Annotated in this window: 16 protein-coding genes and 1 tRNA gene; 10 read left to right on the forward strand and 7 right to left on the reverse strand. The window is 39.0% G+C overall.

Going from position 1 to position 14,573, the window contains the following annotated elements:
• Both VFM80_RS11275 and VFM80_RS11280 read right to left on the reverse strand, forming a co-directional pair.
• On the reverse strand, nt 1-652 hold a 652-nt coding region (locus VFM80_RS11275), incomplete at its 3' end, for a potassium channel family protein (RefSeq protein ID WP_395071931.1).
• A gap of 12 nt (nt 653-664) precedes the next feature.
• A complete protein-coding gene (locus tag VFM80_RS11280; RefSeq protein WP_395071932.1) occupies nt 665-2,524 on the reverse strand; it encodes a TrkH family potassium uptake protein in 1,860 nt (619 codons plus the stop codon).
• Nucleotides 2,525-2,659: 135 nt separating this feature from the next.
• On the opposite strand from VFM80_RS11280, the gene VFM80_RS11285 reads away from it, so the two are divergent.
• The 5 genes from VFM80_RS11285 (at nt 2,660) to VFM80_RS11305 (ending at nt 6,761) form a co-directional block, all read left to right on the forward strand.
• Nucleotides 2,660-2,920, forward strand: a complete 261-nt coding sequence (locus tag VFM80_RS11285) for a hypothetical protein (RefSeq protein WP_395071933.1) — start codon at nt 2,660-2,662, stop codon at nt 2,918-2,920.
• 127 nt (nt 2,921-3,047) lie between these two features.
• Nucleotides 3,048-3,674 carry a 2OG-Fe(II) oxygenase gene (locus VFM80_RS11290; RefSeq protein WP_395071934.1) on the forward strand — a complete coding sequence of 209 codons (627 nt, stop codon included), beginning with the start codon at nt 3,048-3,050 and terminating at the stop codon, nt 3,672-3,674.
• Between the two features lie 191 nt (nt 3,675-3,865).
• Entirely contained in the window at nt 3,866-4,543 is a 678-nt protein-coding gene (locus VFM80_RS11295) for a response regulator (protein WP_395071935.1), read from the forward strand.
• Complete coding sequence (locus tag VFM80_RS11300; RefSeq protein WP_395071936.1) at nt 4,540-5,628, forward strand: sensor histidine kinase; 1,089 nt, start codon at nt 4,540-4,542, stop codon at nt 5,626-5,628. Before VFM80_RS11295 ends, VFM80_RS11300 begins: the two co-directional genes overlap by 4 nt.
• Before the next feature lie 47 nt (nt 5,629-5,675).
• On the forward strand, nt 5,676-6,761 hold the full coding sequence (locus VFM80_RS11305) for a mannose-1-phosphate guanylyltransferase (RefSeq protein ID WP_395071937.1): 1,086 nt from the start codon (nt 5,676-5,678) through the stop codon (nt 6,759-6,761).
• Nucleotides 6,762-6,770: 9 nt separating this feature from the next.
• Here the strand turns inward: VFM80_RS11305 and VFM80_RS11310 are convergent, their stop codons facing one another.
• From VFM80_RS11310 to VFM80_RS11320, 3 genes are read right to left on the reverse strand one after another with little or no spacing between them, the layout of a single operon-like run.
• Entirely contained in the window at nt 6,771-7,529 is a 759-nt protein-coding gene (locus tag VFM80_RS11310) for an MBL fold metallo-hydrolase (protein WP_395071938.1), read from the reverse strand.
• Nucleotides 7,526-7,825 carry a hypothetical protein gene (locus VFM80_RS11315; protein ID WP_395071939.1) on the reverse strand — a complete coding sequence of 100 codons (300 nt, stop codon included), beginning with the start codon at nt 7,823-7,825 and terminating at the stop codon, nt 7,526-7,528. The genes VFM80_RS11310 and VFM80_RS11315 overlap by 4 nt, the downstream gene beginning before the upstream one ends.
• Nucleotides 7,822-8,550: a hypothetical protein gene (locus VFM80_RS11320; protein ID WP_395071940.1), complete on the reverse strand. Its 729-nt coding sequence runs from the start codon at nt 8,548-8,550 to the stop codon at nt 7,822-7,824. The genes VFM80_RS11315 and VFM80_RS11320 overlap by 4 nt, the downstream gene beginning before the upstream one ends.
• Before the next feature lie 62 nt (nt 8,551-8,612).
• Between VFM80_RS11320 and VFM80_RS11325 the strand changes: the two genes are divergently transcribed.
• From VFM80_RS11325 to VFM80_RS11345, 5 genes are all read left to right on the forward strand, one after another.
• The gene (locus tag VFM80_RS11325) at nt 8,613-9,161 is read left to right on the forward strand and encodes a glutathione peroxidase (RefSeq protein WP_395071941.1); all 549 of its coding nucleotides are present in this window, start codon (nt 8,613-8,615) and stop codon (nt 9,159-9,161) included.
• A gap of 128 nt (nt 9,162-9,289) precedes the next feature.
• Nucleotides 9,290-9,363, forward strand: a tRNA-Asp gene (locus tag VFM80_RS11330).
• Nucleotides 9,364-9,558: 195 nt separating this feature from the next.
• The gene (gene mnmG, locus VFM80_RS11335; protein ID WP_395071942.1) at nt 9,559-11,442 is read left to right on the forward strand and encodes a tRNA uridine-5-carboxymethylaminomethyl(34) synthesis enzyme MnmG; all 1,884 of its coding nucleotides are present in this window, start codon (nt 9,559-9,561) and stop codon (nt 11,440-11,442) included.
• 4 nt (nt 11,443-11,446) lie between these two features.
• On the forward strand, nt 11,447-12,109 hold the full coding sequence (locus VFM80_RS11340) for a 16S rRNA (guanine(527)-N(7))-methyltransferase RsmG (protein WP_395071943.1): 663 nt from the start codon (nt 11,447-11,449) through the stop codon (nt 12,107-12,109).
• A complete protein-coding gene (locus VFM80_RS11345; RefSeq protein WP_395071944.1) occupies nt 12,102-13,037 on the forward strand; it encodes a helix-turn-helix transcriptional regulator in 936 nt (311 codons plus the stop codon). Before VFM80_RS11340 ends, VFM80_RS11345 begins: the two co-directional genes overlap by 8 nt.
• Nucleotides 13,038-13,223: 186 nt before the next feature.
• On the opposite strand, the gene VFM80_RS11350 is transcribed toward VFM80_RS11345, so the two are convergent.
• Together VFM80_RS11350 and VFM80_RS11355 are read right to left on the reverse strand one after the other, a co-directional pair.
• Nucleotides 13,224-13,985, reverse strand: coding sequence for a TerC family protein (locus VFM80_RS11350; protein WP_395071945.1), 762 nt, complete (start codon nt 13,983-13,985; stop codon nt 13,224-13,226).
• Nucleotides 13,986-14,177: 192 nt separating this feature from the next.
• A partial coding sequence (locus tag VFM80_RS11355) for a DNA gyrase C-terminal beta-propeller domain-containing protein (protein ID WP_395071946.1) occupies nt 14,178-14,573 on the reverse strand: 396 nt, incomplete at its 5' end.

Below are 14,573 nucleotides of genomic sequence, written 5' to 3' on the forward strand. Positions count from 1 at the left end.
TCTTGCGAATCATTGTTAAAGGATCTAATACACCCATCACTTCGTAGTAGTAATCATCTTCAGACTCGTATAAGATATTAGAATCGTCTCGTTTTTTCTGTCTTTTTATTGTGATAAGACTCATGTCATATCGCTGACGAATTTTTAGTTCTTTAAGCGAATACCCGACCATTCCTTTGGGGGCATCTATTTCAAAGATGCCAACATCTCCACTTAATTTAAAAAAGTCACTGATAGAAGTACTTACCAAAGACGTCGCCATTCGTTTCCCCTCATCCTTTTCGGGATGAATAACTTCTTTGATCCCTATCTTATTCAGAATGGTTTCTTGGGTCTCATTGGAAGCACGCGCAATGATTCGCCCTACTTTCGCTTTTAGTAATTCCATGCTGATAAGCACTACTGGTTCAAATACTTCTCCAATAGCAACGATGACTACATCGGCTTCGCTAACACCGTGTTCTTTTAAAAGTGTCGGATCGGTAGCATCAAACTGAACAGCATGAGCTACATATTTTTTTATTTCCTCAATACGGTCGTAGTCATGGTCAACAGCTAATACATAGGCTCCCTCCTCTGCTAAAGATTTAGCCAGAGAAAATCCATATTCGCCAAGCCCTATTACACAAAATTGATCTTTCGTCGTTGACATAATAATTCCTTTTTAAGCTACAATTACACTTTCAGATGGATATTGATACTTTGTGGCGGTTCTACGTTTTGCAAATGCCAATGCAAGGGTAACAATTCCTACCCTACCTATAAACATGGAAACTATGATAATTGATTTTCCTGCCGTAGTTAGCTCTCCAGTTATTCCACGAGAGAGTCCAACAGTTGCAAGGGCTGAAAACTGTTCGAATAATATATCTATAAACGGCTGATCTTCGGTAATGGTGAGCAGGAGAGTAAAAAAGAATAAACATACTGCCCCAATCACAAATACCGTCATCGCGGTAAAAACAGTTTCTTTTGATATTTTCTTTTTTGCAAACTCCACATCTTTTTTCCCCGTTATAGTGCTCCAAACCGATAACAACAAAACTGAAACGGTTGTGGTTTTTAATCCACCAGCTGTTGAGGCCGGTGATGCACCTATGATCATTAATGTCAGAACAATAAGTGTGGTACTAATTCCAAGGCTCCCGATATCAAGGGTATTAAAACCTGCAGTACGTGTTGTGACACTCTGAAAAAGCGAGAGCATTATTTTATCTGATGTTTGATATCCGGCAAGTACCCCATTCCATTCCAAAACTAAAATAGCCACCGTACCGGTAATTATTAAAAACCCGGTAGCATAAAGAACTAGTTTGGTATGGATAGAGAACTGCCAATTTCTAAGCCGGTGATTAGGATTGCCCTTTAAGAGTTCCCACAGGGTTGTAAAGCCAAGCCCACCCGTTATAATTAAGATCATGGTGGTGATATTAATCCCATAATTTAAGGCATTAACTTGATCGGCCAGACTATTTGTGAATACTGAAAAACCGGCGTTACAAAACGCTGAAACGGCATGAAATATAGAGAAAAAAAGTCGGGTTGAGTTGTCATCAAATAGATCATGCCAGCTTAAGTAATATCCAAGTGCACCTGCGGCTTCAATCAAGAGTGTGATACCGACGATCCGTTTTATAGTATGGAAGGTTTCACTGGTACGAGTTTCACCTATAGTACTTTTAAGCAGTGTCATCTGGCCTACGCCTAATCCGGAACTAACATACAGGGCAAAAAGAGTAGCAATTGTGAGTAAACCCAAACCTCCGATTTGAATTAACCCCAAAACTATTATTTGCCCAAACAAGGTTAAGTGTGTTGCGGTATCAACTACTATTAGCCCAGTCACACACACAGCACTGGTTGAAGTAAATAATGCATCAATAAAGTTCAAACCTTCTCCGTTTACGGTAGCACTGGGTGTCATAAGAAGTACGGCCCCTACAGCTATAACAGATAAGAAACTACCAGCCACAACCTGAGTAGGTTTTCTTTTTAGGGAAAGGATGATTGGAGCTGCCCGTATACCACGTTCAATGATCAGTATGATCAGGTAAATTTTTGTAGCTAAAATAAGTATTGGCCATATGTCCCTTACACGGAAAAGAGATTCCATATATTCCACAAATCCTTCTCCACCTATCAGGTAACTCAGCCCAATCAGAGCCAATAAAGAAATGAGGATGGTTTCAAAAACTCTATTTCTTATTAGTTGGAGTCTTTTGGAGGTAAGAAATAATCGAATGAAATAAGATATTGTGAAGCCCACCACAATGGCCAGGTCAAGATAATTGTTCCACCGGAGGTAGGGATTTTTTAGTTCAAAGCCTTCCGAAGCAATCAAACTGGCAACTGCTAATACTACTAAAAGTGAGTTAAAACCGTGAACAAATGGTTCAACTACTTTATTAAGATCGTAGAGCTCAACTTCTACTGCCTGGAATCTATTTCGAAAATTTTTGCGATAATTCTTGAACCAGACCAAAAAAGAGATATAAGCCCGCTTCCAATGCTTGGGTAATTTCATGCGATAAATATATCAAGAATTACGAACGTTTATAAGCTTGCTAATCCAGGTTAGTAAGTATTCAGGAAAAACCATTCATTCACACTATATTCACGAACAAGATATATATTCAAATTGTAACTAAAGACATGCGTTATGGAATTCTTAGGAAAATATCGAGGAGCCGCCCTTTTTAAAGATATTAAGTATCTTGAGACCTCAGATAAACATATGCCTCAAAAGAAAGTTATATCTGAAGGAGTCCACCCGGAAATAAATAATTTAAAGGTAGAGTTATCTTCTTTTGGAGATAGTTGGCAGGAGGCCGAAAAGAATGTTGCTCAACAAATTGATCAATATTTAGATATGCACAATATTGAAGAATTTAACTTTGATGAACTAGATTTAAATGAGTAACAAATTATAGTAGATAAGAAGTGCGAAGTTTTTCATAGTTTTAAGTGAGAATTCTTTTCTGATTTAAAAGCTCTTATTTTTATTCTATTCTTAAATTAACAACAGCTTTTCCAATTTTTCCTAAACGATGAACCATACAAATGAAGCATGGCTTGAGTGGCTAGATCTACTAGCCGAAAATGACTTTGTAATAGTTGACAATTTCATCAGTGATGAGCTCTATGGAGACATAATGCAGTTTTTCCATGAAATGGAGGAATCCGACAAATTGAAGAAAGCCGGTATCGGGGCGCAACAGGATTTTCAGGTAAAAGCTGAAATTCGTGGAGACTTCATCTACTGGCTGGACGAAGAAAGAGACACCAAATTAGCCCCATTTTTCGGCTTGATGGATGAACTCACCCTGAATCTGAAGCGATTTTGTTATTTGAGTTTGTCCGGATCTGAGTTTCACATTGCCAAATATCCCACAGGAACATACTATCACCGACACTTGGATCAGTTTCAAGAGAGAAGAAATCGGCAGATCACCGTACTCATTTATCTGAACAAAGACTGGAAAGAAGGCAACGGGGGGGAATTAGTTATTTACAAAAATGGGGAAGAAATCAAAGTTGAACCGATCGCAAAGCGATTGTTAGTATTCAAAAGTGATATTATCGAACATGAAGTGTTAACGACTCAGGTTCCCAGATACAGCTTAACAGGATGGCTGCTTCATCAACCGGCAGGTATTGGGTATCTACTCAGTTGATCACAGATTTGTAGGATTTTCGGATTTAAGTATTGACTCAATTTTCACGGAGTGAAAATTAAATCTGTGGAATCTGTGGAATCCCACAAGTCTGTGATCCCGTAACAATTTCTTAATGCCCGCACGTTTTCTATTAATGCAGTACATTAGTACCATTGTATAGATGGAAACTATCACCAAATCTTGTCCCCGTGGCTAATAAAACGATACTCGTAGTTGATGATGAAAAGGATCTGCTGGATCTGATAGAATACAATCTCAAAAAAGAAGGATTCGATGTTCTCAAAGCAGAGAATGGTGAAGAGGGAATAAAAATAGCCAAGGAGCATAAACCGGATTTGGTACTCATGGATATAATGATGCCAAAAATGGATGGAATGGAGGCAGTTGAAGTGATTCGTGCTGATGATGAGCTGAAATCGATTCCTATTATATTTTTAACAGCTCGAAGTGATGAGAAAACCGAAGTAGAAGGTCTGAACAAGGGCGGTGACGATTATATAACAAAGCCCATCAGTACCACGAAACTTATTTCCCGTATTAAAGCTGTAATGCGGCGTTTTGATGAAACTGAAGAGGAAGTAAACCGATTGGATGTACACGATCTCTCAATAGACAAAGACCGCTATATCGTTACACGCGGAGAGGAGGAGTTCCAGTTGCCCCGAAAAGAGTTTGAGTTATTGTACTACCTGGCAAGCAGAAGAGGTAAAGTCAGAGATCGCCAAACACTGCTTAATAAAGTTTGGGGAGATAATGTCTATGTGGTTGATCGTACAGTTGATGTTCATGTAAGAAAGATCAGAGAAAAATTGGGCGATCATTATATTGAAACGGTGAAAGGAGTTGGCTACCGATTTAAGGAATGAGTAAAAGGAAAAGTAATAAGAGAAAAGGGATTTTTAGAAGTGGCCTTAGAATAGGCATGCTGGTTTCGGTTTTTAGTGCCATTGCATTATACCTTATGATTTGGCTGGGATATAATTTCACCCCAAAAGAAGCACTGTCATTAAGTGCCTTAATGGCGGGGTTTATCTTCCTGATCACTTATGCAGTCACTTACTTTTATTCTTATAAAAGGTTTAAAACCATTGAGCAGCTTTTCAAAAATATTGCAAGGAAGCGGTTTATGGATCACGAAGGCGCCACCTCTTCCCGTCATGATGAAATAGATTATTTGGTAAAGCAAGGAATTAAGTCCAGCAGAACCATAGAGAGAGAGATTCAGCGCTTGAACCGAATTGAGAATTACAGAAAGGAGTTCATTGGGGATATTTCGCATGAGCTGAAAACCCCTATTTTTGCTATACAGGGTTTTATTGAGACGTTATTGAATGGGGCGCTCGAAGATGAAGAAGTAAACCGGGACTTCCTTAAAAAAGCAATGCGGAATGTAAACCGGCTTATTTACCTAACCAAGGATCTTATGGAGATCTCCAAGCTGGAAACCGGGGAGTTGAAATCCGAGATCGAGGAGATCTATCTATACGAAGTACTTAACGATATCATTGAAAGCCTTACCTATAAAGCAGAGAGAGAAAATATTCAGCTTATAGTAAATGAGTTTGATAGGAACATTCAGGTAAAGGCGGATAAGAATCAGGTTAAGCAGGTTCTGATCAACTTGATAGAAAATGGCATTAAATATAACATCCCTAAGGGTAAAGTTGAGGTTACGGTATTCACAAAACCAAAAGAGAAAGAACGGATATTCGTTTCGGTAAAAGATACGGGAATTGGTATCGACGAAAAGGATATTCCACGCGTTACGGAGCGATTTTTCAGAGTAGATAAATCAAGATCCAGAGAGCGCGGCGGAACCGGGTTAGGTTTAGCGATCGTAAAACATATCATGGAAGCACATGGAGAAAAGCTCTCTATAGAAAGTGAGCCCAATAAAGGTTCTAAATTTACTATCAGTCTCCGCAAAGCTGAAAATGTTCAGGTTCTTTAAGATTAGTTGTACCTTCCGTCAGGATTAAATCTAACTAAACAAATAATATGGTTTACGCAGTAATTATGGCCGGTGGATCGGGAACACGCTTTTGGCCAAAAAGCACAAAGAAACTTCCCAAGCAATTTTTATCTCTTTTTGGGGAAGGGACAATGATCCAGAATACGGCCCGAAGGATTGAGCCGATCATTCCACAGGAAAGAATTTTGGTCATTACTAATGACGATTACGTGGATATTGTTAAAGATCAATTACCGTCTATTCCTGCAGATAATGTTGTAGGTGAGCCGGTGGCTAAGAACACCGCCCCCTGCGTAGCCATAGCGGCTGAAATGTTGTATAAAAAAGATCCTGAAGCAGTTATGGTTGTACTGCCTGCCGATCATCACATTCAGGAGCCCGAGATATTCAATGAATTTTTGAAAGCGGCTATTGAAAAGGCCGGGTCCGGGGAGAATCTGGTAACTATTGGTATAAACCCCGATCGCCCGGAAACAGGATATGGGTATATCCATGGTGATGACTCTGTACAAGAAGAATACAATCAAAAATTAGTTCACCCCGTAAAAGCATTTAAGGAAAAACCAGACGAAGCAACCGCACAGCAATTCCTTGTTGCCGGTGATTATTACTGGAATAGCGGCATGTTTATTTGGTCGGTAAGTACCATCCTTAATGAATTTAAAAAATACCTGCCGGATATGTACGATCTGGTTAAGAAAAGTTCGGATTCTTTCTTTAGTCAAGACCACAAGTCAGCAGTAGATTCTTTTTACCGTGCTTGTGAATCTGTTTCTATAGATTATGGCATTATGGAACACGCTGAAAATGTATTTTTAGTTCCGGCTGAATTTGGGTGGAATGATGTAGGTAGCTGGACAGCCGCTTATGAATTGGGGAATAAAGATTCTCATGGAAATGTGATCAATACTAAGCATGCTACATTCAGTGAATCCACCAAAAACTATATTTCATCTAAAAGCGGAAAAATGATATCGATAGTGGGTGTGGATGGTATTGCGGTAGTGGAGACCGATGACGCTATTTTGGTATGTAAGCTTGATAAGGCCCAAAATGTGAAAGAGATCGTGGACGAACTGAAGTCTAATGAGGAATTAAAGAAGTTTTTATAAAGGCAGTGGTTAAAGGGTAAGAGTCAATTGATCATAGGCTAACTTTATATGATCAGGCAGCCGTTGATTTGTTGGCTCATGATCTACATAGCTGTTCATATGAATTAAGAATGCTTTGGGTATTTCCAGCTCTTCTATAGTTTGAACAGCTTCAGGGATGGTTTGGTGAGTGGGATGTTCAGGTTCCCAGCGTAATGCACCCATTGCAATAACTTTGGAACCGTGTATTAGCTCCTTTGTTTTTTCCGGAATGTGTTTCACATCTGTTAAATACGTGAAATCATTTATCCTGAATCCCAGAATTTCCAGATTACCATGCTTAATGGGTAGTGGGGTAATTTGATTCTCTCCAAGCTTGAAAGGTTCGTTGGCCTCGATAAGGTCAAGCGAAGTTGACCCCGGATATTTATCCCTACCAAACATGTAGTTGAACCGGGTCTTTATCGATTCAATACATTTTTTTGAGGCGTGAACCGGAATGGGTGCTTTATTGATATAGGAATATACACGAAGGTCATCGAGTCCGGCCACATGATCCATGTGTTCATGGGTTACCAGTATATGGTCGATACGCTGAATTTTGGCCTTAATACTTTGGATTCTGAATTCAGGTCCTGCATCAACCAGTATAGACGTGCCTTTAGACTGGACCCAAACAGAACAACGCGTGCGTTCATTGCGGGGGTCATGTGCAAGTTCTTCTCTTCGAAATCCACCGGCAACGGGTACTCCCATCGATGTTCCGGTTCCCAAAAACGTTATCTTCATTCTAATTCAAAATCCTCAGTGGACTCTTCAGGAATTACTTCAAGCTGATCCCAAAGATCTTCCAGCTTTTTTCTGACAGCAGGTTTTATATATACTCCCGTAAGGTCTATTTCTCCCAGCACTCTGCCCATAGTTCCAAGCTGTGATTCTATGGGTTTATTTTTATTCACGACAACTAATTTTTGACCTTCGATAATACATTCATCTCCCCTAAAGGAACCGCGTTCCTTTCGAAGGGTATATCCCGCCTGTTCTAATATTTGTTCCAGTTCAAGAAGAAATTTTTCGGGTTTCACAATGATATCCCAAGAGTTAATGTGTGGCCGCTATAATCGTAATCATATTCTTCCCCATCAATGTTATAAGTATCAAAGTTATAATCATATCCAAGGCTAATATTTCTTCCAAAGATCAAATTATAGAAATTAACACGAGCCTTTCCTGCCATCGAAAAAACATTACCGCCTATAAAACCACCGCTTGAAGTGCTAAAGCCAATGCTTGGTATGAATTGAGTTGTTATCCTAAACTTCTCAGGGACATTAATTCTTGTGATCAAACCGGCTCCAACACTTAATTTATTTTGAGAAAATTCTTGTGAGACCCTGTCGCTTCTTACAGAAGTCACTTTTGAGCCTATTTTTAGCGGGATTCCGGCACTGAAATTTTGATTTCCGATGAAATAAAATGGGTTGACAAAATTTAGGTTTAAACTGAAGTAGCTTCTGTTTTCTAAGTTTGAGAAGTTGTTTCCAAGGGATAATCCTAAATTTAAGCCATTTGATTCATAAGCTAAATAAGCAGCGGTTCCTGAAAAAGAAAGAGAACCTGTTTGATCTAAAGCCGCAGGATCTCCTTTATATTGGAAATCAATCAATGAAATACCTCCCCTTACGTAGGTTGATGAGGAATTTAAAGTCCGATTGTTTGAATCACCAACAGAAAACATTTGTGCATAGCTGATGGAAGGGAGCGTTAGCAAAAGCATTAAAAAAAAAGTGTAAAAGATAATTTTTTTCATTTGGAATGATTTAGTTTATGTAAGCAGTTTAAACACTAACGCCACAAGAAAAAAATAATTCAATGAAAATTTTATTCTCATTAATCATACTGTTCATGGCATCTTCAATAACTGATAACAAAAATACTTCTATCTATAATTTCAATATGACAGATATAGATGGAAATGAAGTTTCCCTGAGTGAATATAAGGGAAAAGTAATTATGCTTGTGAATGTTGCATCAAAGTGTGGATTTACTTCTCAGTATGAAGGACTCCAAAGTATTTACGATGAATATAAAGATGAAGGCTTTGTGATATTAGGATTTCCGGCCAATAACTTTAAAGGACAAGAGCCTGGTACAGATGAGGAGATCAAACAATTCTGTACTCTCGAATACGGAGTTGAATTCCCAATGTTTTCAAAAGTTTCGGTAAAAGGGGAAGATCAAGATCCTCTATTCAGTTATTTAACGGGTCAACCAAATCCTGATTTTGACGGTGAGATCAAATGGAATTTTGAGAAATTCTTAGTAGGGAAGGACGGTTCTTTAAAAAGAAGATTCAGAAGCAGTGTAAAGCCGGAAAGTGAGGAAATTTTGGAAGCAGTTAAAACGGAATTGTCAAAATAAACGTTAATTATATTACCATCCCGAAAGAGGGTTGCGATTGAGTTCGTGACCCTCGTCTTTTTCAAAGAGATTTCAGAAATGGCTTGACTTCGAACTAAGATGCTGTGTATATTTGATGCTCTCAAAAAGGTCCGGTAGTTCAGTTGGTTAGAACGCCTGCCTGTCACGCAGGAGGTCGAGGGTTCGAGTCCCTTCCGGATCGCAAATTAAAGCTTCCAAGTTTTGGAAGCTTTTTTTGTTTGTAGAAACCTCAACATAAATCAGGCTTTATTAAACGCTTGAATAGTGAACGGGGTAGAACAAAATTGTACTTAATAGTTCATAGAAGTACAATTTCTTATCTTTATGGTTCAATAAAAGTTATTATATATTATAAGCGTATAAAAAACAGAGAGTAATGTCAGTTTACGACCCAACATATGATGTGATAGTAGTAGGTGGAGGTCACGCAGGAAGTGAAGCAGCTGGGGCTGCAGCACAAATGGGTGCCAAGACACTTTTAATCACAATGAACCTGGAAGCTATTGCAAAAATGTCTTGCAATCCGGCAATGGGTGGTGTTGCCAAAGGACAGTTAGTTAGAGAGATTGATGCGCTTGGAGGGTTATCCGGAATCGTAAGTGATGAGACCGGAGTCCAATTCAGGATGTTAAATAAAAGTAAAGGCCCCGCAATGTGGAGCCCCCGATGCCAAAGCGACCGCATGCTATATGCTCAGAAAATGAGAGAAAGGCTGGAAGAAAAGGAAAGTCTATTTTTCCGCCAGGATAATGTTGTTGATCTTATTTCCGAAGAGTGCACTATAAAAGGAGTAGTTACTCAAACAGGACAAAAATTTTATGCCAAATCAGTAATTCTCACTACAGGGACCTTTGGTAATGGACTGATTCATATTGGTGAAGCGCAACACGGCGGTGGTAGGTCGGGAGAAAGAGCCTCTATAGGGATTTCTGCGGCATTAGAAAAATTAGGTTTCGAGGTAGGTAGATTAAAAACAGGGACTCCGCCCAGGGTAGACGGCCGTACTGTTGATTACTCCCAGTTAGAGGAGCAGTTTGGAGATGAGAATCCTACGGCTTTTTCCTTTTTAACAGAGAAGCTTCCTTCTTTAGAGGAACAGATGTCTTGTTGGATTGGATATACCAATGAGGAAGTTCATGAGGTTTTAAAAACCGGCTTTGATCGAAGCCCGATGTTTAATGGAAGAATTAAATCTATAGGCCCAAGATATTGTCCCAGCATTGAGGATAAAATTAATCGTTTTGCAGATAAAGACCGTCACCAATTATTTTTGGAGCCTGAAGGGTGGAATACATACGAGATGTATTTGAATGGATTTTCTACCTCTCTCCCTGAAGATGTACAATATAAAGCTTTAAGAACTATTCCCGGCTTTGAAGAAGTAATAATGATAAGGCCCGGCTACGCCATTGAGTACGACTACTTTCCCCCACACCAAGTTAAGCGCTCCCTAGAGACAAAGATCGTTGAAGGTCTTTTCTTTGCGGGTCAAATAAACGGGACTACCGGTTATGAGGAAGCTGCGTGTCAAGGGCTTATGGCTGGAATTAATGCCGGTCTGTTTAGTCAGGATAAAGACCCTTTAATTCTTCAAAGATCAGAGGCATATATAGGAGTTCTTATCGATGACCTAATTAATAAAGGCACAGAAGAGCCATATCGAATGTTTACCTCAAGAGCGGAACATCGAATATTACTTAGACAGGATAATGCAGATCTTCGTCTTACAGAGATCGGGCATAGAATTGGGTTAGCCTCTGATGAAAGGTTTGCAAGAGTTCAAGAGAAAAAAGAAGCGATAGATAAATTAGATGATCTGATCAAAGACTATACTGTTCGTCCGGAGCAAATAGATCCATTGCTGAATAGTTTGGATAGCTCACCAATGAGTCAACCCATGAAGGCTATTAAAATTTTACTAAGACCCGAAATATCACTAAAAGATATGATGGATCATGATCCTGAGCTTGCCGACCAGATCAATGAGATCAGTACTGATGAAAAAGTTTTGGAGCAAATAGAGATCCAGGTTAAATATGCCGGGTATATAGAGAAGGAATTTGAGATGGTGAAAGAAATGGAGAAGCAAGAGAACATGCCTATTCCTGAACAAATTGAATACACCAACATCAAAAGTTTATCTACTGAGGGGACTCAAAAGCTTTCAAAGATACGCCCCGAAACCATTGGGCAGGCAAGCAGAATCAGCGGCGTGTCCGCAAGTGATATGTCTGTGCTTATGATTTATCTGAAAAATTAGCGCCATGTTTCACGTGGAACATAAAGTATCCTACTCTGAATACACGGGAGATAATGTTGGTTCTGTACGAAATATCTTTCAGGCAAATAAAGATTTATTAGGCCAATATGTTGACCGGCTTCTCTGGTGGAATGACAAGGTGAACCTCGTAAGTCGGGATGTTCCACGTGAAACAGTGCTTAATCATATTGAGCATTCCCTGGTAATTTCTCGGTCAAAGCTTTTTAAGGATTCAAGTTTGATAATAGATGCAGGTACGGGGGGCGGGCTTCCCGGGATTCCTTTAGCCATAACAAATCCGGATAAGGGGGTCGTTTTAAATGATATTGTGTCAAAGAAGATCATGGCCTGTAAGCATATGGCTTCCGGATTAAAACTAAAGAACACAGAGTCCTTTATGGGCTCTTTAGAAAACCTTGAGGTTAAACCGGACTCAACAATAGTTTCTAAGCACGCCTTTAAGATAAACGAGATGATCAAAATGATAGAGGGCAAGTCGTGGTTGGGCGTTGTTCTGCTGAAAGGTAGGGATGAGATTGAAAGTGAGTTAAGTGGAATAGAGTTAAGTCTCGAAATTTCCGTGTATGACCTCCAGGAAAATTTTCAAAATCCATTTTATAATGGGAAAGCAATGGTTGAAATAATAAGAAGGGTGCAAGGTGAATAGCTCAGAAAGAAGATTAAAGCTAATGTTATTGTTGCAGCAACCGGGAAAAAGACTAACTGTTGACGAACTGGCTGAGCGGTTTGATGTGAGCAGAAGAACTATTTTCAGAGATTTCAATGCTTTGCAAGAAATCAATGTTCCGGTAACTTGGGACCGGTATTCCGGATATGGCTTAATTGAAGGGTATAAAATTCCCCCATTGATGTTTACCTCAAAAGAACTGGCGACAATTATGGTGGGTCTGAATTTTGTAAAGTCACAGGTTGATCAGGGTTTGGTGGAAGACGCCAAAGGAGTGGAGGTGAAGATCAAAAATGTACTGCCCGATGAATTAAAGAAATTCATGGATTCTCTTGAGGGGCGAACCATCGTTGATCCATTTCTAAAGTTTGGAGGAAAAAAGAAAAAAGGGGGAAGTTGGTATTTGATAAACAGTGCCATCGCGCAACAAAAAAGAATGCAATTTGAGTACACTACAAAATCAGGCGAGACCGGTATTCGAAAAATTGACCCGTACATTTTGGTTTTTTACCAAGATCACTGGAATGTAATTGGAAAATCGCATCTCAGGGGTGAGATTAGAAATTTTATACTGGAAAATGTAAATGAGGTTCTAATTTTAGACGAAAGCTATGAGCTTAAGAAGGAGTTGGACGTAGAGGGGCTTATTTTCCGATCTGACGAGAGTTCTCATTCCATCACACTGTTGGTCGAAAAAAGCGAGATGTCGCGCCTGGAGGCGAATTTACCGGCTAAAATTATTAAGAAAAGTGATTTAAATTCTAAACAAATTAAGGCGGAGTTTAAATTCGATAATTTAGCTTACATCAACGAGTGGCTTTTGCAATTTGGGAAGAAAATCAAAATTGAAGAACCCGCTGAGTTAATTGAGAAAAGAAAAAAACTGCTTCTCGAAATGTTAGAATAATAATGAGCTTTTCTAAATCGGAATGTTTCCAAAGACCGGATCAAATTCTGCTTGATTCTGGAAAGTCCCCAGTAAAATTTTTTTAGAAATAGATTCGATTAAAATTTCTTATAAGCTTACCGTTAATTTATTATTAATATTATTCTTGCAAGAAAAAAGGGTCTGAGCAAGGAAATCAAAGTATATCTACCCTTCAGATTCTGTTTCTTCAAATCTCTTACGCAGCTTCACCGGTTTTTTGGGATCCTTTTTCTTTCGGACTCGCATATTTATTATCTCAACAAGTAGAGAAAAGAACACGGCAAAGTAGATATAACCTTTTGGTACATGGAATTCAAAAGCTTCGATCATTAGCATAAAGCCAATAAGGATCAAAAAGGAAAGAGCAAGAATTTCAAGTGTAGGATGCTTTTTAATGAATTCACTGATCGTTCCTGCAAAAACAATCATCACTATAATGGCAATTACTACAGCGATGATCATCAGCAGAAGTTCATCCGTGAGGCCGATAGCCGTGAGAATACTGTCGAATGAAAAAATTAAATCAAGCGCTACGATCTGAAAAATGACCTGTCCAAATGTTGCAAGCTTCTTTGTTCCTTTTTCATCATGCTGCCCCTCCATTTTATGGTGGATTTCAACCGTACTTTTAAAGATCAGAAACACCCCGCCGACAAGCAAAATTATGTCACGTATACTAAAACCATAATCAAAAATGGAAAAGAGGGGTTCGGTAAAACCAATAATCCAGCTAATGCTAAGCAACATGGCAACTCGGAAAACAAGGGCTAAAACAAGCCCGGTTGTACGAGCCTTTTTCTGCTGCCCGACGGGTAGTTTATTTGAAACAATGGATATAAAAATGATGTTATCTACCCCAAGTACAATTTCAAGAAAGGTAAGTGTTAGAAGAGCGATCCAGCTTTCAGGTTGGAGTAGAATTTCCATAAGTAGAATTTAGGTTTTGATATGGAGCAGTTAGCTCTGCTTAATTTTAAAGAGTAGATAGATTTTAATTAATTTTATTGAAAAATCTAAAAGATAAAAAAATCATTTTGACATAGCCTAATATTAGAGTTATAAAAAAGGGCTTCTAAATGGAAGCCCTTTTTGTTTTGAATAAAAATTTAGTGAAGAAGATTAATCATCATCACCGTCATCATCTCCATCACTTTCTTCTTCATTAACCACGCGCGTTATGGCTGCAATGGCACCATCAGAATCAAGGCGCATAATGCGAACTCCCTGGGTATTTCTTCCCATGGTGCGAATTCCTCCACAACTCATTCGGATGACTTTTCCGGCCTCAGTTATGATCATAAGATCATCTTGATCAGTTACCTCTTTGAGGGCAATTAAGTCTCCAGTTTTCGGGGTTATCTTAAGTGTAATCACTCCTTTACCACCTCGGGATTGTTCTCTGTAATCGTCTACCATAGATCGTTTTCCATATCCATTTTCGGACATTGCAAGAACAGTGGCTTCATGTGTATTCTTGATGACCACCATATCTACGATTTCACCTTTCTTGGAGAG

This window comes from Gracilimonas sp., assembly GCF_035704785.1.
Taxonomy (GTDB): domain Bacteria; phylum Bacteroidota; class Rhodothermia; order Balneolales; family Balneolaceae; genus Gracilimonas.

Coding starts and splice junctions, on each gene's coding strand:
- VFM80_RS11280 (WP_395071932.1), bottom strand. CDS start 2,524: ATGAAATTACCCAAGCATTGGAAGCGGGCTTATATCTCTTTTTTGGTC.
- VFM80_RS11285 (WP_395071933.1), top strand. CDS start 2,660: ATGGAATTCTTAGGAAAATATCGAGGAGCCGCCCTTTTTAAAGATATT.
- VFM80_RS11290 (WP_395071934.1), top strand. CDS start 3,048: ATGAACCATACAAATGAAGCATGGCTTGAGTGGCTAGATCTACTAGCC.
- VFM80_RS11300 (WP_395071936.1), top strand. CDS start 4,540: ATGAGTAAAAGGAAAAGTAATAAGAGAAAAGGGATTTTTAGAAGTGGC.
- VFM80_RS11305 (WP_395071937.1), top strand. CDS start 5,676: ATGGTTTACGCAGTAATTATGGCCGGTGGATCGGGAACACGCTTTTGG.
- VFM80_RS11310 (WP_395071938.1), bottom strand. CDS start 7,529: ATGAAGATAACGTTTTTGGGAACCGGAACATCGATGGGAGTACCCGTT.
- VFM80_RS11320 (WP_395071940.1), bottom strand. CDS start 8,550: ATGAAAAAAATTATCTTTTACACTTTTTTTTTAATGCTTTTGCTAACG.
- VFM80_RS11325 (WP_395071941.1), top strand. CDS start 8,613: ATGAAAATTTTATTCTCATTAATCATACTGTTCATGGCATCTTCAATA.
- mnmG (WP_395071942.1), top strand. CDS start 9,559: ATGTCAGTTTACGACCCAACATATGATGTGATAGTAGTAGGTGGAGGT.
- VFM80_RS11340 (WP_395071943.1), top strand. CDS start 11,447: ATGTTTCACGTGGAACATAAAGTATCCTACTCTGAATACACGGGAGAT.
- VFM80_RS11350 (WP_395071945.1), bottom strand. CDS start 13,985: ATGGAAATTCTACTCCAACCTGAAAGCTGGATCGCTCTTCTAACACTT.